Below are 17,754 nucleotides of genomic sequence, written 5' to 3' on the forward strand. Positions count from 1 at the left end.
TGTTGCCGGCAGGGCGGGCCTGCCGGATTTCATCGGCGCCGTGTCAGCGCAGGAACAGTTTGTACACCAGTTTCAGCAGTGCGCCACCGTAGGGAGGATAGATGGGTTTGGCGCCGTTGTAGCGCTGCTTGATGTACACGCCCTTGGCCTTGCTCATGGTGAGAAAACCCTCGTGGCCATGGTAGTGGCCCATGCCGGAAGCGCCAATGCCGCCGAACGGCATGTCATCCTGGGCAACGTGCAGCAGCGCATCGTTGATGCACATGCCGCCGGCGTGGGTCTGCTCCATCAGCCGTCGCTGCTCGGCCTTGTCGTAGCCGAAGTAGTAGAGCGCCAGCGGGCGCGGGCGCTCGGCGATATAGTCGAGCGCGGCGTCCAGGCTGTCGTACGGCAGGATCGGCAGCAGCGGCCCGAAAATCTCGTCCTGCATGACCTTCATGTCGTCGCTGACGTCGAGCAGCAGGGTGGGGGCGATGATGCGGGTGTCGCCGAGGTCTTCGTTGGCCGGGTTGACCGGCAGGATACGTGCACCTTTCTCGGCCGCATCGCTCAGGTAGCCCTGCAGGCGCTGATACTGGCGCGGGTTGATGATCTGGGTGAAGTCGGCGTTATCGCGCAGGCTCGGGTACATCTGCGCAAACTGCCTGAACAGCGCCTGGGTAAACTCCTCCACCCGGTTGCGCGGGCAAAGAACATAGTCCGGCGCGACGCAGGTCTGACCGGCATTGACGCCCTTGCCAAAGGCGATGCGCTCGGCCGCGTCGTTCAGCGGTACGTCGGCGGAGATGATCGCCGGCGATTTGCCGCCCAGTTCCAGGGTGACCGGTGTCAGGTTATCGGCGGCCGCGCGCATCACGTGGCGCCCGATGCTGGTGGCACCGGTGAACAGCAGATGATCGAACGGCAGTTTCGAGAAGGCAACGCCAACATCGGCTTCGCCCGTGACGACGGCGACCTGCTCTTCGGGGAATATCTCGCTGAGCAATTGCTCCAGCACCTCTGCAGTGCGGGGGCTGGATTCGCTCATCTTGATCATCGCCCGGTTGCCGGCCGACAGGGCGGTGACCAGCGGGCCGATGGCCAGAAACAGCGGATAGTTCCACGGCACAATGATGCCAACCACGCCAACCGGCTGGTATACCACCTCGGCTTTGGCCGGCTGAAAGGCCAGGCCGACCTTGCGCCGGGAGGGCTTCATCCAGCGCTTCACATGCTTGCAGGCGTAGTGGATGCCTTCCAGCGAGGGCATGATCTCGGCCAGGCGGGTTTCGTCTGCCGAGCGGCGACCGAAGTCTTCGCTGATGGCGGTGATGAGCGTTTGCTGATGTTTCAGGATGGCCTGTTTGAGTGCTTTCAGGTGCCGGATACGGTCGTCGGCCGAGGGCATGGGCGCCTTGCGGAAGGCCGCGCGCTGTGACTCGAATAATGCCTGCATGCGGCTGATGGACTGCTGTTGCTCTTGCAGATAAGCAATATCGGCTACCATGGGGCCTCCCGTGGGCTGACCTGTGGTTTTCACCACTGTTGTTGTTTTTCGGCTGCCGGTTGAACTCTAGTGCCCGCCAGCCAGGGGTATGGGATGCAAGTTTTAGAGTAATTGCTCTAAAGTGTCAAATATTCAGCAAGCGAAGCCGATCTACTGCCATGAAAACCCGCGACCGTATTCTTGAAGCCAGTCTGCAGCTGTTCAACGAGCAGGGCGAGCGCGCTGTCACCACCAACCACATCGCCGCTCATCTGGGGATGTCGCCGGGCAATCTCTATTACCACTTCCGCAACAAGCAGCAGATCATCGCCGAGCTGTTTGATCACTACGAGCGCGAGCTGGAAGACAGTCTGGCGCTGCCGACCGACCGCGGGCTGGATCTGGATGACAAGGCACGTTACGTCGAGAGTCTGAGTGAGTCGCTGTGGCGCTACCGTTTCCTGCAGCGCGACCTTGAGCACCTGCTGGCCAGCGATGCGCAGGTGGCCGAGCGTTACCGCCTGTTCTCGCGGCGGGCACTGCAGGCGGTTGAGGGGATATTTCAGGGCACCATCGACGCCGGCATTCTCGACGCCCGCTACGCCAACGCCGAGGTGCTGGCACTCAACAGCTGGCTGCTGATGAACAGCTGGACCAACTTTCTCTGCACTACCGTTTTGACTGATCCACAGGCTCAGTTGACCCCGCAGATGCAGCGCCGTGCGGTCTATCAGGTGCTGGCGCAGGAACTTGGGTTGTTGAGTGACGCGGCGCGGCCGCGGGTTGAGGCGATGCTGCGCGAGTATTACGCCGAGCTGCCTGAGGCCTGAAGCTGCAGCGCCAGCCAGCCGGGAATGCGCCGCTCAAGGTAGTAGCGTGGGCGCCACGGCAAGCCTTCGATAAAGCCGACGTGACCGCCGCCCTGATGCAGCTCGAACTCGGTGCGAGGCCCCAGCTCGCTCAGCTGCGGCAGGCTGCGTGGGTAGACAAAGGGGTCGTTGGCGGCCTGAATCAGCAGGCAAGGCACCTGGATCGAGCCGAGAAAATAGCGGCTGCTGCAGCGCCGGTAGTAGTCCTCGGCACTGGCAAAGCCATGCAGCGGGGCGGTCACCCGGCCGTCGAAATCCCAGAAGGTATCCATCCCGTCGAGTGAACCCAGCGCATCCAGCCGTGCGTGCTCGCTGTGCCAGCCCTGGTGGCTGAACAGCCGCTTCTTATTGCTGACGTAGGCCAGCATGTCGCGCATGAAGCGGCTCTGGTAGACGCGGGAAAAGCCGACGCTGATGCGGTCGGCGCATTCATCCAGACGAAACGGCACCGACACCGCGACCGCAGCCTGCAGCGGGCATTCATGCGCGCACTCACCCAGATACTTCAGCAGCACGTTGCCACCGAGGGAGAAGCCGGCGGCAGCGAGTGTGCGGCCGGGGTAGCGCAACAACACATGATTGACGACTTCGGCCAGGTCGTCGCTGGCGCCTGAGTGGTAGGCGCGGGCGCTGTGGTTGGGCTCACCCGAGCAGCCGCGCCAGTTGACCGCGACGCTGCGCCAGCCGAGTTTGGCCAGCTGCTGTTGCTGGCCGAGGATGTACAGCGAGCTGGAGCTGCCGGTCAGCCCGTGCAGCAGAATCACGCAGGGTTGCCCGGCGTGATCCGGGCCGAACCAGTCCAGATCGAGAAAATCGCCGTCCGCCAGCGTCAGCCGTTCGCGCTTACGCTCGAGCCTCGGCGGGCGTCGCAGCAACGGGCCAAACAGGGTCTGCAGATGACCGCCGGGCAGCCAGCGCGACGGTCGGAAGCTGCTCAAGCCTGCCGATGCCACAGGCTGTACCAGACCTGGCCGGCGCGCTTTTCGCGGTGCAGCTGCCAGTTGCCCGGCAGCGCCAGCTGACTTGGTGGCTGTTCGCTTTCGATGTAGATCTGCGCGTCGTCGGCCAGCCACTGGTTGGCTTCCAGTGCCGCGCAGGCCGGCTCCAGCAGTTCCTGACGGAACGGCGGGTCGAGAAACACCAGATCAAAGCGCCTTGGTGGCGTGCCGGCCAGCAGTGACAGGCCGTCCTGCTGGATTACCTCGGCACGGTCGCAGTTCAGCGTTTGCAGATGGCCGCGCAGGGTGTGTACCACGTCGCGGCTGAGGTCGCCGGCCAGTGCGCTGGCGGCGCCGCGCGACAGAGCCTCCAGGGTCAGCGCGCCGCTGCCGGTGAATGGATCAAGGCAATGGGCGCCGGGTACGTCGCTGCTCAGCCAGTTGAACAGTGTTTCGCGCACCCGGTCCGGGGTCGGACGCAGGCCCGGCTGTTCGGTAAAGGTGAAGCGGCGGCTGCGCCACTCGCCAGCGATGATGCGCAGCTGGCTGACTCTGGCCTTGGCCTGGTTGGACTTCATGCACTGGGCTCCTGCTCTGCCGCCGCGCTCGGCTGGTCGGCATTGTCTTCGGGTTCTGCGGGTGGTTGCGGCGGCCCTACGGTGATCACTACGCGCTCGCTGGCGGGCAGATGCCGGGCAAAGGCCTCACGAATGTCCGTTGCGGTCAGCGCCTGAACACGGTCGAGGAACAGCTGCATGTGGTTGAGTGGCAGGTCGTAGAAGCCGATGGCTGCCAGTTGCGCGACGATCGCCGAATTGCTCGCGGTGCTGAGCGGGAACTCGCCGAGCAGTTGCTGCTTGGCGCGGTTCACTTCGGCATCGGTCGGACCTTCGCTGATAAAGCGGTCAAGGGTCTGGTTGACCACCTCCAGCGCCTGTTCGGCCTGATCGCTGCGGGTCTGCAGCGAGATCACGAACGGGCCGGGGGCCTGCATCGCGCTGAAGTTACTGCCGACGCTGTAGGACAGCCCGCGTTTTTCGCGCACTTCCTCGACCAGTCGCGAGCCAAAGCCGCTGCCACCGAGGATCTGGTTGCCGAGGTACAGCGCGGCGTAGTCCGGATCGGTTCTGCTCATGCCCTGCTGGGCCACCAGCACATGGGTCTGGCTGCTGGCAAAGTCGATGTGCTGGCTGCTGGCTGCGATTTTTTCCGCTGGTGGCGTTGGCTCGGCAGCAGGTCCTTGCGGCATGGCATCGGCCAGGTGCTGAGCCAGTTGCTCGGCCCGGGCGCGGTCGATATCGCCGACCAATGCGATCACCGCGTTGCCGGCGCTGTAGTAGGTCTGCTGGAAGCGCTGCAGATCGTACCGACTGATGGCCTTTAGGCTGTCTTCGGTTCCATCTGGCGGGATGCCGTAGGGGTGATCCGGGTACAGCGTGCTCCACAGCGCCTCGCTGGCCTGGCTGCCGGGGCGCTGGCGAGCGTAGCGCAGGCCGGCCAGCAGTTGCTCGCGGATGCGCTCCAGCGATGCCTCGGGGAAACTGGGTTTGGACAGGATCTGCGCAAACAGGGTCAGTGCCGGATCCAGCTTGTCGGCGGCGGTCAGGGTGCGCAGGCTGATCAGGCCCATGTCGCGGTGCGAGCTGTTGCCGAACTGCGCACCGAGGCGCTCGAAGCCGGCAGCAATATCACCGGCATCCAGGCTGCCGGTACCCTCGTTGAGCATGGCGTTGGTGAACATGGCCAGCCCGGGCAGCTCACCGTCGCGGCTGGCGCCAGCGGCGTAGAGCAGTTGAATGTCGAGCATCGGCAGCTCGCCGGCGTGCATGAAGTACACCGGCGTTCCCTGACGGGTTTGCCAGTGCTGCAGGTCCAGCCCGCGGCGGGCGGGCGGGGTGTCCAGATCGAGCTCTTCCAGCGAACTCAGCGCCGGCAGTGGCGAGCCGAAGACCTCGGTGGCGGTATCGGCCGGGCCGTCGTCAGGTGCCTGGGCAACGGCGGGGGTATCAGGTGCAGGCTGGCTGTCAGGCGCACGCTCCATCAGCAGAAACAGCATGCCACCCAGGGCGACCAGGGCGATCAGCCAGCGCAGCACGGAAAAGGGTTTGCTCTGGCTCATGGCTGCTGCTCCTCACGGGCGTTCGGCAGGTTGTAGCTGCGGGTCAGACGTTCGCGGACCAGATAACGGCGGGCGACCTCGCTGACCTGCTCGGGGGTAACCGCTTGCAACGCTTCGATATCGTTGTCGACCAGCTGCCACGGCAGGCCGACGGTGACCAGTTCGCCGATGCGGTTGGCCTGCTGCATGATGTTGTCCTGGGCGTAGACCAGTCCGGCCACCACCTGGGCCTGCACACGGGCCAGCTCCTCGGCGCTCGGCGGGGCTTGCTTGATTGCGTCAATCTCTTTCCAGATGGCGGCTTCCAGCGTGGGCAGGTCGATGTCGCGCGCCTCGTTGGGAATGCCGCTGAAAACGAACAGGCTGTCGCCGCGGGTAAAGGCGTCGTAGCCGGTGCCAACCGAGGTGGCGATGGCGTCGCCGCGCTCCAGGTGGCTTGGCAGGCGGGCGCTGTAGCCGCCGTCCAGCACGGCGTCGAGCAGACGCAGAGCGTGGGCTTCCCATGGCTCGCTGACGGTATTGAGCGAGGGCACATTGAAACCGAGCAGCAGGCTCGGCAGCTGCAGATCCAGATGCTGGGTCAGGCTGCGCTCGCCAATGACCGGCAGCTCCAGCGGCTTGCGTACCACCGGCAGCGGGCCGGCCGGCACCGCGCCGAAGTAGCGCTCGACCAGCGGCTTGACGGTTTCCGGGTAGACGTCGCCAACAATCACCAATGTGGCGTTGCCCGGCACGTAGTGGCTCTTGTACCAGGCGCGCAGGTCTTCGATCTGCATGCGGTCGAGGTCGTGCATCCAGCCGATCACTGGCTGGGCATAGGGGCTGGCGGTGTAGGCCTGGGCGAGGAAGCGCTCGTAGGCGACGCCGTTCGGGTTGTCGTCTACCCGCATGCGACGTTCTTCCTTGATGACCTCGATCTCCTTCAGGAACTCGTCTTCCGGCAGGGTCAGCAGGTGCATGCGCTCGGCCTCCATCTCCAGTGCCACCGGCAGCTGATCGCGGCTGAGCATCTGGTAATAGGCGGTGTAGTCGCGGTTGGTCATGGCATTTTCGCTGGCACCAAGACTGCTCAGCAGGCGCGAGGCCTGGCCGGGTTCAAGGTGTTCGCTGCCCTTGAACATCATGTGTTCCAGCGCATGGGACAGGCCGGTCTGCCCCGGTGGCTCGTCAACCCCGCCGACCTTGTACCAGACCTGCGAGACCACCACCGGCGCACGGTGATCCTCGCGGATGATGACGTTCAGCCCATTGTCGAGTGTGTAGCTATGGGTCGGTTGCCGGCTGTCGGCCATGGCCGTCGGCGTCAGCAGTGGAAGCAGCAGCAGGAGAGTACGCAAGCGCAACATGCAGGTGTCCTGTTATACAGCGCGGTAATCGTGAGACCCTGCGCGCAGACCGGCGTACCGCCTGCCGCTGGGTCATACCGCCGTTGGCGGAAGTGGGGTAGGATAACCCAACCTTCAATATGGCGAAGCATTCGCCGTCGAACTCAGATAGTGACTCTTCATGTTTGGTTCCAAAGACAAACCGCAAAACCCCGATGCCAAGACCTCCGCCAAGCCTGAAAAGAAAGGGCTGTTTGGCTGGGCACGCCGCCGGGAAGAGCCGGCGCCCGCTGAGCCGCAGGCCGATGCACCAGCCCCGCTCACTGGCGACCTGAATACCGTTGAGGGCCGCGAAGCCGCGGCCCGTGAGGCGGCTGCCTCGCTGTTTTCCGAGCTGGGCCAGAAGGCGCCGGTCGAGCAAACCCCGGAACCGGTCGCCGAGCCGGAGGCCAAGGGCTTCTTCGCACGCATGCGTCAGGGCCTGTCCAAGACCAGCGTCAACCTCGGCGAAGGCATGGCCAACCTGTTCCTCGGCGAAAAGGAAATAGACGACGAACTGCTCGAAGACATGGAAACCCGGCTGCTGATGGCTGACGTCGGCATTGAAGCCACCACTATGATCATGGAAACCCTGCAGCAGCGCGTGACCCGCCGTCAGGTGTCCAGTCGCAAGGCGCTTTACCGTGCCCTGCAGGATGAGTTGGAAGCGCTGCTGGCGCATGTCGCCAAGCCGCTGGAAATCGACAGCAGCAAGAAGCCCTACGTGATTCTGGTGGTCGGTGTGAACGGCGTCGGCAAGACCACCACCATCGGCAAGCTGGCCAAGCGGCTGCAGGGCGAAGGCAAGCAGGTCATGCTGGCCGCAGGCGACACCTTCCGTGCCGCAGCGGTCGAGCAGCTGCAGGTCTGGGGTGAGCGCAACCAGATTGGCGTGATTGCCCAGCACACCGGTGCGGATTCTGCCTCGGTGATCTTTGACGGCCTGCAGGCCGCCAAGGCCCGTGGCGCTGACGTGCTGATCGCCGACACCGCTGGCCGCCTGCACAACAAGGACCACCTGATGGACGAGCTGGCCAAGGTCAAGCGCGTCATGGCCAAGCTGGACCCCGACGCGCCCCATGAAGTGATGCTGGTGCTCGACGCCGGTACCGGCCAGAACGCCATTTCCCAGACCAAGCTGTTCGACCAGGCGGTTGGCCTGACCGGTCTGACCCTGACCAAGCTGGACGGTACCGCCAAGGGCGGGGTGATCTTCGCGCTGGCCAAGCAGTTCGGTCTGCCGATCCGCTTTATCGGTGTGGGCGAGCAGATCGACGACCTCCGCCCCTTCACCGCGCCGGATTTTGTTGCCGCGTTGTTTGGACAGAAGCCATAAATGATTCGCTTCGAGCAGGTCAGCAAGCGCTATCCCAACGGGCATCAGGGGCTGGATAACCTCAGCTTCCATATCCGGACCGGCGAGATGGTGTTTATTACCGGCCACTCCGGCGCGGGCAAGAGCACCCTGCTCAAGCTGATCATGTGCATGGAGCGCCCCAGCAGCGGCGCCGTGCACGTTGGCGGTCAGAACCTGCGTGACCTCGGCAGTGACGACATTCCCTATCTGCGTCGGCAGATCGGCGTGGTGTTTCAGAATCACCAGTTGCTGTTCGACCGCACCGTATTCGACAACGTCGCCCTGCCGCTGATTATCAACGGCACCCCGGCTGACGAAGTAGGGCGCCGGGTGCGCGCCGCGCTCGACAAGGTCGGCCTGCTGAGCAAGGAAAACAGCTACCCGATCGCGCTGTCTGGCGGCGAGCAGCAGCGGGTCGGTATCGCCCGTGCGGTGGTGCACAAGCCGGCGTTGCTGCTGGCGGACGAGCCGACTGGTAACCTCGATCCCGAGCTGTCGGCGGAAATCATGGCGCTGTTTGAAGACTTCAACCGGGTTGGCGTGACCGTGATCATCGCCAGCCACGACCTGCCGCTGATTGCTCGCCTGCATCACCGCACCCTGACGCTGGATCAAGGCCGTCTGCTGGCCGATGGAGAGTCCTGATGAGCGCCAAGCAACCCCAGCCAGGCCGCCGCAAGACACCCAGCGGGGCGGCGCGCTCCCAGCGCGACTGGCGTCACCCGCTGCGCAGCTGGTTCGGCAGCCACCGTGACAGTGCCCGTCAGGCGCTGGTGCGGGTGCGTCACTATCCGTTCAGCAGCGCCATGACGGTGCTGGTAATGACCATCGCCCTGGCGCTGCCGATGGGCCTGTCGGTACTGATCGGCCAGGTCAAGCAACTGGGGGTGAACTGGCAGGAGGCGGCGCAGATCTCCGTGTATCTGGCCGATGACGTCAGCGCCGAGAAACAGCAGAGCCTGACCGAGCAGATACGCCAGCTGGCGGGTGTGGCGCAGGCGCAGCTGCTCGACAAGGATCTGGCGCTGGCCGAGTTCCAGCAGCACGCCGGCATGGGTGATGCCCTGCTGCAGCTCGACTACAATCCGCTGCCGAGCGTGATTGTGGTCACGCCACTGAGTATCGATGGCGGCGCTTCGGCGCTGGAGCCACTGCGTGATCGCCTGGTCGCCATTGACGGCGTTGAACAGGTGCAGATTGATCTGCTCTGGGTTGAGCGGCTGGCGGCGATTCTGGCGATGTTCGAACGTTTTGCCGGCGGCCTTGGCGTCTTGCTGATCATCGCCCTGCTGCTGGTTATGGCCAACACCATCCGGCTGGCCATCGAAAGCCGCCGTGAAGAGATTCTGGTGATCAAGCTGGTGGGCGGCACCGATGCCTTCGTCCGTCGCCCATTCCTCTATATCGGTGTGCTTTATGGCCTGCTCGCCGGGGTGCTGGCCTGGGTGCTGCTGGCGCTGGGTCTGGCCTGGCTGAATGTCACCGTCGAGCGGGTTGCCGCGTTGTACCAAAGCGAGTTCGCCCTGTTCGGCATGCCCTTTACCGATGGGCTGGCGCTGGTGTTCGGTTCCATGGTGCTCGGGCTGGCCGGTGCCTGGCTGGCGGTTGGGCAGCACGTGCGGGCGATTGAGCCGCAATAAGGCAGCCGCAAGCGACAAGCCGCAAGCTTCAAGCGCAACCCGCGAGGCGTCTAGTGGCGCGTTTACCCGTCGAGTGCGGCGCGGCAGTAAACGCCGGGATAAGCCGTTCACCGGCCGCCCGCCGGAAACATCCTGGTTGGGCTTGCCGCTTGCCGCCACGCTGAACTTTAGGTTACGTTCACAGTCCTATTTTGCGGTGATACACTCAGTCGTCTTTATTTGGGGAGTTCGAACATGAGCACTGCATTGCAGCCTGTTCATACCTTGGCTCCGGGAGCCAATCTCGAAGCCTACATTCAAAGCGTCAGCGCCATTCCGATTCTCAGTGCGGAAGAGGAGCGGGTGCTGGCTGATCGCCTGTACTACCACGAAGACCTGGAAGCTGCGCGTCAGCTGGTCATGTCTCACCTGCGTTTTGTCGTGCACATCGCCCGCAGCTATTCCGGTTACGGTCTGGCGCAGGCCGATCTGGTGCAGGAAGGCAACGTTGGCCTGATGAAGGCGGTCAAGCGTTTCAATCCGGAGATGGGCGTGCGCCTGGTCTCCTTCGCGGTGCACTGGATTCGCGCCGAGATTCACGAGTTCATCCTGCGCAACTGGCGGATCGTCAAGGTCGCAACCACCAAGGCCCAGCGCAAGCTGTTCTTCAACCTGCGCAGCGCCAAGAAGAAGCTGGCTTGGCTGTCGCAGAACGAAGTCGAGGCGGTTGCTGCCGACCTGGGTGTTGCCGAGCGTGAAGTCCGCGAGATGGAAAGCCGTCTGTACGGTCAGGACCTTGGCTTCGACGGCGCGCAGGACGATGACGACGATGCGGCCTACGCACCGGTGCATTATCTGGAAGACAAGCGCTATGACCCGGCTACCCAGCTGGAGTCGGCCGACTGGTCCGACAGTGCCAGCGCCAGCCTGCTGACCGGTCTGGAGGCGCTGGACGAGCGCAGCCGCGACATTCTCTACCAGCGCTGGCTGGCCGAAGAGAAGGCCACGCTGCACGAGCTGGCAGCCAAGTATCAGGTCTCTGCCGAGCGTATTCGTCAGCTCGAAAAGAACGCCATGAACAAGCTGAAGAAGAACCTCGAAGCCGAGGTTGAAGTCTGACGCTTGCAGCACTGATCGCAAAGGGGCATCCGCAGGATGCCCTTTTTGTTGGTGTCGCAGGTACCCCGGTTTAGGTTTCTCGTGCTGTACCGAGCCGTAGGGCCACGGCATGCCGTGGCCGCTGACACCGCCAGCGGCGAGAAAAGCACATTTTTTCCGTTTCCATAACAAGATCAAGGAGTATTGCATGACGCGCCGTCAGGGTGTGCGATTGGCCACACTGTTCACCGTGGTGATTCTCGCCTTCTATGCCTTCGGTTACTGGCAGTCGCGGCCGGCCGCGCCGGAGCCGATGGCGTGGTACGGACAATATCAGGACACCCTGCTCAAGCCCCTGCAGGCCCAGCGCCTGACCCTGGCAGACGCCGGCGCGGCGCTGGGCCACGGCACTCTGTGGATGATCAGCGCTGAAGGCAAGCCGCTGCTGGTCAGCCGCCATACCATGGAGAGTGACGATCTGAGCTGGCGCGTGCAGGCGGTCATCGGTCTGACGCCGGAGCAGACCGAGAGTCTGGTGCAGGCACAGGCCTGGCAGCCGGAGTTGCCCGATCAGCCGATCAGTTCGGCGGTGGGTGATGCCCTGAAAGACCGTCAGGTCGTGCGCCTGAGCCTGATCCCCAACGAGCCGATGTCACTGGCGCAGGTGCAGGGCACCTTCGGCAATCCGGATCTGCGTCTGCCGGTCAGCGAGGGCGAAGCCTGGGTGTATCCGAAGGAGGGGGCGGTGGTTGCCGTTGGTGAAGAGCAGGCGCATTCGATCATGTTTGGGTTGCGCGACGCGTTGCCGGCGGAGCAGTAAGCCGCCGGGCTCAGATATCCAGTCGATTGCGCCAATACCGCACTGTCAGCCAGTCCGGCAACGGCTTGCCTGCTTCCATTCGATCCAGATAGTGGCGCCCGCCCAACTGTCTGCTCTGGCGCTGAATCCAGTTGGCGCGGCGCAGGGCGTGGGGTGGCGGGCTGGCCGCGTCCCAGTTGAGCGGGCTGGGCAGCACCGCGGCCAGTTGCGCAGCCTGCTGGCTGGACAGATAGCTGGCGCCGATTCCAAAGTGGTGGCGTGACGCGGCCTCGACGCCGTAGACGCCCTTGTCCCACTCGGCGATGTTCAGGTACATCTCCAGAATCCGCTGCTTCGGCCAGAGCAGCTCGATACCGGCGGTAAACCAGACCTCCAGCCCCTTGCGCAGATAGCTGCGGCCCGACCAGAGGAACAGGTTCTTCGCTACCTGCTGGCTGATGGTGCTGGCGCCGCGCAGATTGCCGCCCTGCATGTTATGTTCGACGGCGGCGCGAATGGCCTTGAGGTCAAAGCCGTAGTGGTCGGCAAAATGCTGATCTTCGGCAGCGATTACCGCCATTTTCATGCTGTCGGGGATCTGCGCGTAGGGCCGCCACTGGTACTGGCGGCGGTAGTCGGCGTCGTCACGCTGGCTGATCCAGCGCTCGACCATCAGCATCGAGCCGGGCGCAGGCGCCCAGCGCAGCACCAGTACGGGCAGCAGGCTGAGCAGGGCGACAATCAGGAGCCACTTGGCGGTCTTGCGCAATATGAGTTTGAACATGGGAATCCGGCCAGTGAGTTGGTCCGGAGTATAAACCGAGGGGGCAAAGCATGGCCAAATGGCTGCTGTTACTGGCATCACTGAGTGGTTTCACCGGCGTAGCACTGGGCGCATTTGCTGCCCACGGGCTGCGCGGCAAACTGTCCGAGAACATGCTGAATGTATTTCAGACCGGCGTGAGCTATCAGCTGTGGCACACCATGGCGCTGATCGGGGTGGCGCTGCTGCTGCTGCGCAGCCCGGACAGCACTTTGCTCAAAGCCACCGGTGTGCTCTTTGCGCTGGGTATCGTGCTGTTTTCCGGCAGCCTCTATCTGCTGACGCTCAGCGGCATCGGCAAGCTCGGCATGATTACTCCGCTCGGCGGCGTGCTCTGGCTGGTGGCCTGGCTGTGTCTGGGGCTCGCCGTCTGGCGCACGCTCTGATCCGCCGTGGTCAGCGGGTGGCAAAGGGCGTTATCATAGCGCCCTTGTCGCCGGTCAACATTGACCGCGCTGAGCTGCCCTATTATCTCCATCCGTCGTTGCCGAGCCGCCCATGCAGATTCATTTGAACGGTGAGCCCTATCACCTCGACCAGCCGCTGACCCTGACTGAGCTGATCGCCCGCCTGGGGCTGACCGGCAAGCGTCTGGCGGTTGAGCTGAACCTCGATATCGTGCCGCGCAGTCAGCACGCCGAAACCCGTCTGGCCGAAGGGGATCGGGTGGAGATCGTGCATGCCATCGGTGGCGGCTAACCCAATCCCTTCGCTGGAGAACCTGATGACTGATATGACCCAGGACGCGCTGGAAATCGCCGGCGTTCGCTACCGTTCCCGTCTGCTGGTCGGCACCGGCAAGTACAAGGATCTGGACGAGACCGGCCGCGCCATCGAAGCCTCGGGCGCCGAGATCGTGACCGTTGCCATTCGCCGTACCAATATCGGCCAGAACCCGGACGAGCCCAACCTGCTGGACGTGGTGCCGCCGGATCGCTACACCATCCTGCCGAACACCGCCGGTTGCTACACCGCAGAAGAAGCCGTGCGTACCTGCCGTCTGGCCCGTGAACTGCTGGACGGGCACAAGCTGGTCAAGCTGGAAGTACTGGCCGACCAGAAGACCCTGTTCCCGAACGTGGTGGAAACCCTCAAGGCGGCCGAGGTGCTGATCAAGGACGGCTTCGACGTCATGGTCTACACCAGCGATGATCCGATCATCGCCCGCGAGCTGGCGGCCATGGGTTGCGTTGCGGTGATGCCGCTGGCCGGTCTGATCGGCTCCGGCATGGGCATCTGCAACCCCTGGAACCTGCGCATCATTCTGGAAGAAGCCACCGTGCCGGTGCTGGTGGATGCCGGGGTTGGTACCGCCTCCGACGCGACCATCGCGATGGAGCTGGGCTGCGCCGGTGTGCTGATGAACAGTGCCATTGCCCATGCCGATCACCCGGTGCTGATGGCCCAGGCGATGCACCACGCCGTTGTGGCTGGTCGCGCTGCCTATCTGGCTGGCCGCATGCCGCGCAAGTTGTACGCCTCGGCCTCGTCGCCGCTGGACGGCACCCTGCGCTGAGCAGGCTATCCTTTTGTCAGGCGCCCTGCGGGGCGCTGTCTCATCCGAATCATTACCGAGTTGCCCATGTCTGATACTCCCGAACTGCCCGAAAGCGCAGACACCCCGAACCCCGAGAGCCCACCGCGCCGCGCCATTCGCAGTTTCGTCATGCGTGCCGGCCGCATGACCGAAGGTCAGCAGAAGGGGATTGATCAGGGCTGGCCGCGTTTCGGCCTGAGCCTGGATCAGGGCATGCTCGATCTGGACGCCCTGTTTGGTCGCAGTGCGCCGCGTACGCTGGAGATCGGCTTCGGCATGGGCCACTCGCTGCTGGAGATGGCAGCGGCTGCGCCCCAGCAGGATTTTATCGGCATTGAAGTACACCGCCCGGGTGTGGGGGCGCTGCTCAATGGTCTGCTGACCAGCGGCCTGAGCAACGTACGGGTATTTGACTGCGATGCGATCGAAGTGCTCAACCGCTGCATTCCGGACGGCAGCCTGGATCGGCTGCTGCTGTTCTTCCCGGACCCGTGGCACAAGAAGAAGCATAACAAGCGCCGCATTGTGCAGCCGGCCTTTGCCGAGCAGGTGCGCCGCAAGCTGAAAGTTGGTGGCGTGTTCCACATGGCCACCGACTGGGAGCACTACGCCGAGCACATGCTTGAGGTGATGAGCGCCGCGCCGGGGTATCGCAACCAGGCAGGTGACGCCGGTTACGTGCCGCGCCCGCAAGAGCGCCCGGTGACCAAGTTCGAGCGCCGTGGCGAGCGCCTGGGGCACGGCGTCTGGGATCTCAAGTTCGAGCGGGTCGAGTGAGCCGCTCAGGCTGATTGCCGCAGGTACCGCTGCTCAAACTCCAGTCTTTCCACCGGTTTGCCATGCAGATAACCCTGGGCGATGTCGCAGCCCTCTGCGGCAAGCCAGCGGTGCTGCTCCTCCGTTTCCACGCCCTCGGCAATGATCTCCAGGTGCAGGGCCTTGGCCAGGGCGATGATGGCCCGCAAAATGGCATTGCCCGGGCACTCTGTGGGCTGAATGCTGCGAATAAAGCTCTGATCGATCTTGACGATATCCAGGGGCAGGTGTTGCAGGTAGCTCAGGGAAGAATGGCCGGTACCGAAGTCGTCCAGTGCAATGCTGACGCCGGCTGCCCGTAATTGCAGAATTTCGGCCATCGCCTCGCTGGACCCTTCAAGGTCGACCGACTCAGTCACCTCGACTTCCATCAATTGCGCGGGTATGTCGTATTTGCCGAGCAATGCAAGAATCTCCTTTGCCAGGCCTGTGACGCGCAGGCTGAGCACGGACAGGTTGATCGAGAGTTTCAGATTGAAGCCCGCCCGGACCCAGGCGGCCTGCTGGATCGCGGCCTGTTCCATTACAAAGCGGTCGAGCAGCCCTGACAGACCGGCCTGTTCGGCCAGCGGAACAAATTCCGCCGGACTGATGTCGCCAAACTGCGGTTGCCGCCAGCGCAGCAACACTTCTGCCCCGGTCAGGTGTCGGTCAACCAGTGAAAACTGGGGCTGAAACACCAGTCGCAGGTCGCGTTTGCTTTCCAGTGCCAGCCGCAGTGCCTGGGTCAGGCCGGTCTGGCGCTCCAGTTCAGTGCGCATGTTGTCGTCAAAGCAGGTGACCTGATTGCGTCCGCGGTACTTGGATCGATACATGGCGATTTCGGCGTTTTGCAGCAGCAGGCGGGACTCGGCCCCGTTCTGTGGTGACCAGACCACGCCAATGCTGGCGGTCAGCAGCAACACGTAGTGCTCGATCTGCAGCGGCGCCGCTGCCGTGCTGAGCAGCTGTCTGGCGTGCTGAATAATCTCGTTTGCCGACGCCGAGGGCATCATGACGACAAATTGGTCGCCCGCCACACGCACGAGCATATCCTGCGGGGTCAGTGAGTCAGACAGACGCCGTGCGATGGCCACCAGCACTGCGTCGCCGATTTTGTGTCCCAGCGTATCGTTGATGTGGCGGAAGTTGTCGAGATCCAGTGAAATCAGGGCAAAGGAGCCGCCTTGCTGTTTAATTTCCTGCAGCTTGCGTTCAATGGTTTCGGTCAGTTGCAGTCGATTTCCCAGGCCGGTCAGATCGTCGGTCAGTGCCCTCCTGCGCCAGCGCTCGGCACGTACGACGCTCTGGTTGATACCCAGTTCCATCCAGCCTGCCAGCAGTGCGCCAATCATGTTCAGTACCAGCAAGGGCAAGACGGCATCCCTCAGAGCCAGGGTGCGCTGTGGTTCCGGGAATAGCATGATAGTCCCCAGTGACAGCTGCAGCAGGGCACCGAACACCAGAAAGCGCCAGGACGGCCCCCAGCTCAGGCGCGCCTCGAACTGCCGCCAGGCCAGACCGATCAGCGGCGCCATGAGCAGCGTCAGACAGCCGATATAGGCGCCTGCTCCGCCAATCAGCAGACGTGCTGGCAGGGTGATCATGAGGGCCGCCAGCGCTCCGCGCCAGCCTGCCAGCAGGGCGGCAAAGCCCATCAGCAACACCCGTGCATCGAGCAGCACACCGTCGCCCACATCGACCGCCGAGAGCATGACAAACAGGCTGCCCAGCCCCATCAAGGCGCCCAGAGCCCACTGTTCGTGACGCGGGCTGCGCAGGCGCTTCCACAGGTAGTGATGGTAGAACAGCACAATCGCGGCAAAGGTGAGCAGGCCAAATAAAACGACCAGGAAAAAATCCAGCATGGGGCATCCTGCATTCAGTAATCACCATCAGTATCGGACACTCTGCACGATCCTGCAGGTGCTACTGCCCCTTTGCTGGCGAAGAGTGCCGGTCTGGCCAGAGCAGACAGGTGTAATCGGCTTGTTGGCGGGGCCTGGACGTGGGTAAAGTGTGCGCCTTCCAGCGTTGGCAAGGCACTGCCGATGGCCGGATCAACGGAGGTTTCCAGCTGGACGAATGATTATGGGATTACTGCTTACCCTGCGCCCGCCGTTTCTGTTGCTGGCACTGGTCACCGTGGCCCTGGGCGCGGCGCTGACCCCGCCGGCGTTGCTGCTCGAGAGTGACTGGCTGCTGGTGTTGCTGGGCGCGCTGGCGGCACATGGCGCAGTCAATGTGCTGAACGAGTACGCCGACTTTCGCAGCGGCCTGGATCTGCACACCGAGCGCACGCCCTTCAGTGGCGGCAGTGGCTACCTGCCGGCGCACCCGCACGCTGCGTCGGCCGCCCTTGCGCTGGGCCTGACGCTGTTGCTGCTGACCGGGCTGATCGGCCTGTGGCTGAGCTGGCGTACCGGCCCCGGCCTGTTGCCGGTCGGCATCGCCGGCGTGCTGCTGGTGGCCGGTTATAGCCCGTGGATTACCCGCAATCGCTGGCTCAGTCTGCTGGCGCCGGGTACCGGCTTCGGTCTGCTGATGCTGCTCGGCAGCCAGCGCGTACTGGCCGGTGAATACACGGCCGCCGGGCTGGCGGCCGGCGTGGTCTTGTGGGCGCTGATCAATAACCTGTTACTGCTCAACCAGCTTCCCGATTGCGACGCCGACCGCCGCGTCGGCCGCGACAATCTGGCGCTGCGGTACGGGCCGGCGCTGGCCCGCCGGGTCTATGCGGCCAACTGGTTGCTGGCCTTGCTGGTGCTGCTGCTGGCCGTGCTGGCGGGCTGGTTGCCGGTTGCCAGTCTGCTGGCCTTGCCGGCTTTCGCGCTGGGTCTGCATAGCCTGTGGCTCGGTCGTCCGGATGGCGACCTGTTGCTGGCTCTGCGCAGCAATGTGCTGCAAAGCCTGCTGGTACCGGGGCTGATGGCGCTGGGTATTTGCCTGGCGCGCTGAGTTGACGGCGGCT

The 17,754-nt window shown here is 63.8% G+C and carries 18 protein-coding genes; 11 read left to right on the forward strand and 7 right to left on the reverse strand.

The features are described 5' to 3' along the window. Positions 1–43: 43 nt before the first annotated feature. On the reverse strand, positions 44–1,486 hold the full coding sequence (locus B7O88_RS11130; RefSeq protein WP_088276001.1) for a coniferyl aldehyde dehydrogenase: 1,443 nt from the start codon (positions 1,484–1,486) through the stop codon (positions 44–46). 158 nt (positions 1,487–1,644) lie between these two features. Here B7O88_RS11130 and B7O88_RS11135 point away from each other — a divergent pair, with 158 nt between their 5' ends. Then, a complete protein-coding gene (locus B7O88_RS11135; protein ID WP_088276003.1) occupies positions 1,645–2,295 on the forward strand; it encodes a TetR/AcrR family transcriptional regulator in 651 nt (216 codons plus the stop codon). Here B7O88_RS11135 and B7O88_RS11140 read toward each other — a convergent pair. The 4 genes from B7O88_RS11140 to B7O88_RS11155 are packed head-to-tail and all read right to left on the reverse strand — an operon-like array spanning position 2,271 to position 6,737. Further along, entirely contained in the window at positions 2,271–3,272 is a 1,002-nt protein-coding gene (locus B7O88_RS11140) for a hydrolase (protein ID WP_088276142.1), read from the reverse strand. The genes B7O88_RS11135 and B7O88_RS11140 overlap by 25 nt on opposite strands. Then, complete coding sequence (gene rsmD, locus B7O88_RS11145; RefSeq protein WP_088276005.1) at positions 3,269–3,850, reverse strand: 16S rRNA (guanine(966)-N(2))-methyltransferase RsmD; 582 nt, start codon at positions 3,848–3,850, stop codon at positions 3,269–3,271. Before rsmD ends, B7O88_RS11140 begins: the two co-directional genes overlap by 4 nt. Continuing rightward, positions 3,847–5,391, reverse strand: a complete 1,545-nt coding sequence (locus B7O88_RS11150) for a M16 family metallopeptidase (protein WP_088276007.1) — start codon at positions 5,389–5,391, stop codon at positions 3,847–3,849. Before B7O88_RS11150 ends, rsmD begins: the two co-directional genes overlap by 4 nt. Next, positions 5,388–6,737 (reverse strand): M16 family metallopeptidase, encoded by a 1,350-nt coding sequence (locus tag B7O88_RS11155; protein ID WP_412779071.1) that lies wholly within the window; start codon positions 6,735–6,737, stop codon positions 5,388–5,390. The genes B7O88_RS11150 and B7O88_RS11155 overlap by 4 nt, the downstream gene beginning before the upstream one ends. Before the next feature lie 160 nt (positions 6,738–6,897). Between B7O88_RS11155 and ftsY the strand changes: the two genes are divergently transcribed. From ftsY to B7O88_RS11180, 5 genes are all read left to right on the forward strand, one after another. Beyond that, complete coding sequence (gene ftsY / locus B7O88_RS11160) at positions 6,898–8,091, forward strand: signal recognition particle-docking protein FtsY (protein ID WP_088276009.1); 1,194 nt, start codon at positions 6,898–6,900, stop codon at positions 8,089–8,091. Continuing rightward, positions 8,092–8,757 (forward strand): cell division ATP-binding protein FtsE, encoded by a 666-nt coding sequence (ftsE, locus tag B7O88_RS11165; protein WP_088276011.1) that lies wholly within the window; start codon positions 8,092–8,094, stop codon positions 8,755–8,757. Continuing rightward, the gene (gene ftsX, locus B7O88_RS11170) at positions 8,757–9,752 is read left to right on the forward strand and encodes a permease-like cell division protein FtsX (protein WP_088276013.1); all 996 of its coding nucleotides are present in this window, start codon (positions 8,757–8,759) and stop codon (positions 9,750–9,752) included. The genes ftsE and ftsX overlap by 1 nt, the downstream gene beginning before the upstream one ends. Before the next feature lie 234 nt (positions 9,753–9,986). Next, positions 9,987–10,850: an RNA polymerase sigma factor RpoH gene (gene rpoH / locus B7O88_RS11175; RefSeq protein WP_088276015.1), complete on the forward strand. Its 864-nt coding sequence runs from the start codon at positions 9,987–9,989 to the stop codon at positions 10,848–10,850. 187 nt (positions 10,851–11,037) lie between these two features. Beyond that, the gene (locus B7O88_RS11180) at positions 11,038–11,649 is read left to right on the forward strand and encodes a hypothetical protein (protein ID WP_088276017.1); all 612 of its coding nucleotides are present in this window, start codon (positions 11,038–11,040) and stop codon (positions 11,647–11,649) included. A gap of 10 nt (positions 11,650–11,659) precedes the next feature. On the opposite strand, the gene mtgA is transcribed toward B7O88_RS11180, so the two are convergent. Then, complete coding sequence (mtgA, locus tag B7O88_RS11185) at positions 11,660–12,412, reverse strand: monofunctional biosynthetic peptidoglycan transglycosylase (protein WP_088276019.1); 753 nt, start codon at positions 12,410–12,412, stop codon at positions 11,660–11,662. Between the two features lie 50 nt (positions 12,413–12,462). On the opposite strand from mtgA, the gene B7O88_RS11190 reads away from it, so the two are divergent. The 4 genes from B7O88_RS11190 (at position 12,463) to trmB (ending at position 14,765) form a co-directional block, all read left to right on the forward strand. Then, a complete protein-coding gene (locus B7O88_RS11190) occupies positions 12,463–12,837 on the forward strand; it encodes a DUF423 domain-containing protein (protein WP_088276021.1) in 375 nt (124 codons plus the stop codon). A gap of 112 nt (positions 12,838–12,949) precedes the next feature. Then, positions 12,950–13,150 (forward strand): sulfur carrier protein ThiS, encoded by a 201-nt coding sequence (thiS, locus tag B7O88_RS11195; RefSeq protein WP_088276023.1) that lies wholly within the window; start codon positions 12,950–12,952, stop codon positions 13,148–13,150. A gap of 25 nt (positions 13,151–13,175) precedes the next feature. After that, positions 13,176–13,967 (forward strand): thiazole synthase, encoded by a 792-nt coding sequence (locus tag B7O88_RS11200; protein ID WP_172409665.1) that lies wholly within the window; start codon positions 13,176–13,178, stop codon positions 13,965–13,967. 150 nt (positions 13,968–14,117) lie between these two features. After that, entirely contained in the window at positions 14,118–14,765 is a 648-nt protein-coding gene (gene trmB, locus B7O88_RS11205) for a tRNA (guanosine(46)-N7)-methyltransferase TrmB (protein ID WP_459562087.1), read from the forward strand. A gap of 5 nt (positions 14,766–14,770) precedes the next feature. Here the strand turns inward: trmB and B7O88_RS11210 are convergent, their stop codons facing one another. Then, positions 14,771–16,651 (reverse strand): putative bifunctional diguanylate cyclase/phosphodiesterase, encoded by a 1,881-nt coding sequence (locus tag B7O88_RS11210; RefSeq protein WP_088276026.1) that lies wholly within the window; start codon positions 16,649–16,651, stop codon positions 14,771–14,773. Positions 16,652–16,874: 223 nt separating this feature from the next. On the opposite strand from B7O88_RS11210, the gene B7O88_RS11215 reads away from it, so the two are divergent. Then, positions 16,875–17,741, forward strand: a complete 867-nt coding sequence (locus B7O88_RS11215) for a prenyltransferase (protein WP_235005777.1) — start codon at positions 16,875–16,877, stop codon at positions 17,739–17,741. Positions 17,742–17,754 lie beyond the last annotated feature (13 nt).

Source organism: Halopseudomonas aestusnigri, assembly GCF_002197985.1.
Taxonomy (GTDB): domain Bacteria; phylum Pseudomonadota; class Gammaproteobacteria; order Pseudomonadales; family Pseudomonadaceae; genus Halopseudomonas; species Halopseudomonas aestusnigri.

Excerpts from the sequence above, each read along its gene's own strand:
- rsmD (WP_088276005.1), bottom strand. The coding sequence starts at position 3,850 with ATGAAGTCCAACCAGGCCAAGGCCAGAGTCAGCCAGCTGCGCATCATC.
- thiS (WP_088276023.1), top strand. The coding sequence starts at position 12,950 with ATGCAGATTCATTTGAACGGTGAGCCCTATCACCTCGACCAGCCGCTG.
- B7O88_RS11130 (WP_088276001.1), bottom strand. The coding sequence starts at position 1,486 with ATGGTAGCCGATATTGCTTATCTGCAAGAGCAACAGCAGTCCATCAGC.
- trmB (WP_459562087.1), top strand. The coding sequence starts at position 14,118 with ATGCGTGCCGGCCGCATGACCGAAGGTCAGCAGAAGGGGATTGATCAG.
- B7O88_RS11190 (WP_088276021.1), top strand. The coding sequence starts at position 12,463 with ATGGCCAAATGGCTGCTGTTACTGGCATCACTGAGTGGTTTCACCGGC.
- B7O88_RS11155 (WP_412779071.1), bottom strand. The coding sequence starts at position 6,737 with ATGTTGCGCTTGCGTACTCTCCTGCTGCTGCTTCCACTGCTGACGCCG.
- B7O88_RS11215 (WP_235005777.1), top strand. The coding sequence starts at position 16,875 with ATGGGATTACTGCTTACCCTGCGCCCGCCGTTTCTGTTGCTGGCACTG.
- B7O88_RS11150 (WP_088276007.1), bottom strand. The coding sequence starts at position 5,391 with ATGAGCCAGAGCAAACCCTTTTCCGTGCTGCGCTGGCTGATCGCCCTG.
- ftsY (WP_088276009.1), top strand. The coding sequence starts at position 6,898 with ATGTTTGGTTCCAAAGACAAACCGCAAAACCCCGATGCCAAGACCTCC.
- B7O88_RS11135 (WP_088276003.1), top strand. The coding sequence starts at position 1,645 with ATGAAAACCCGCGACCGTATTCTTGAAGCCAGTCTGCAGCTGTTCAAC.
- ftsE (WP_088276011.1), top strand. The coding sequence starts at position 8,092 with ATGATTCGCTTCGAGCAGGTCAGCAAGCGCTATCCCAACGGGCATCAG.
- mtgA (WP_088276019.1), bottom strand. The coding sequence starts at position 12,412 with ATGTTCAAACTCATATTGCGCAAGACCGCCAAGTGGCTCCTGATTGTC.
- B7O88_RS11180 (WP_088276017.1), top strand. The coding sequence starts at position 11,038 with ATGACGCGCCGTCAGGGTGTGCGATTGGCCACACTGTTCACCGTGGTG.
- rpoH (WP_088276015.1), top strand. The coding sequence starts at position 9,987 with ATGAGCACTGCATTGCAGCCTGTTCATACCTTGGCTCCGGGAGCCAAT.
- B7O88_RS11200 (WP_172409665.1), top strand. The coding sequence starts at position 13,176 with ATGACTGATATGACCCAGGACGCGCTGGAAATCGCCGGCGTTCGCTAC.
- ftsX (WP_088276013.1), top strand. The coding sequence starts at position 8,757 with ATGAGCGCCAAGCAACCCCAGCCAGGCCGCCGCAAGACACCCAGCGGG.
- B7O88_RS11210 (WP_088276026.1), bottom strand. The coding sequence starts at position 16,651 with ATGCTGGATTTTTTCCTGGTCGTTTTATTTGGCCTGCTCACCTTTGCC.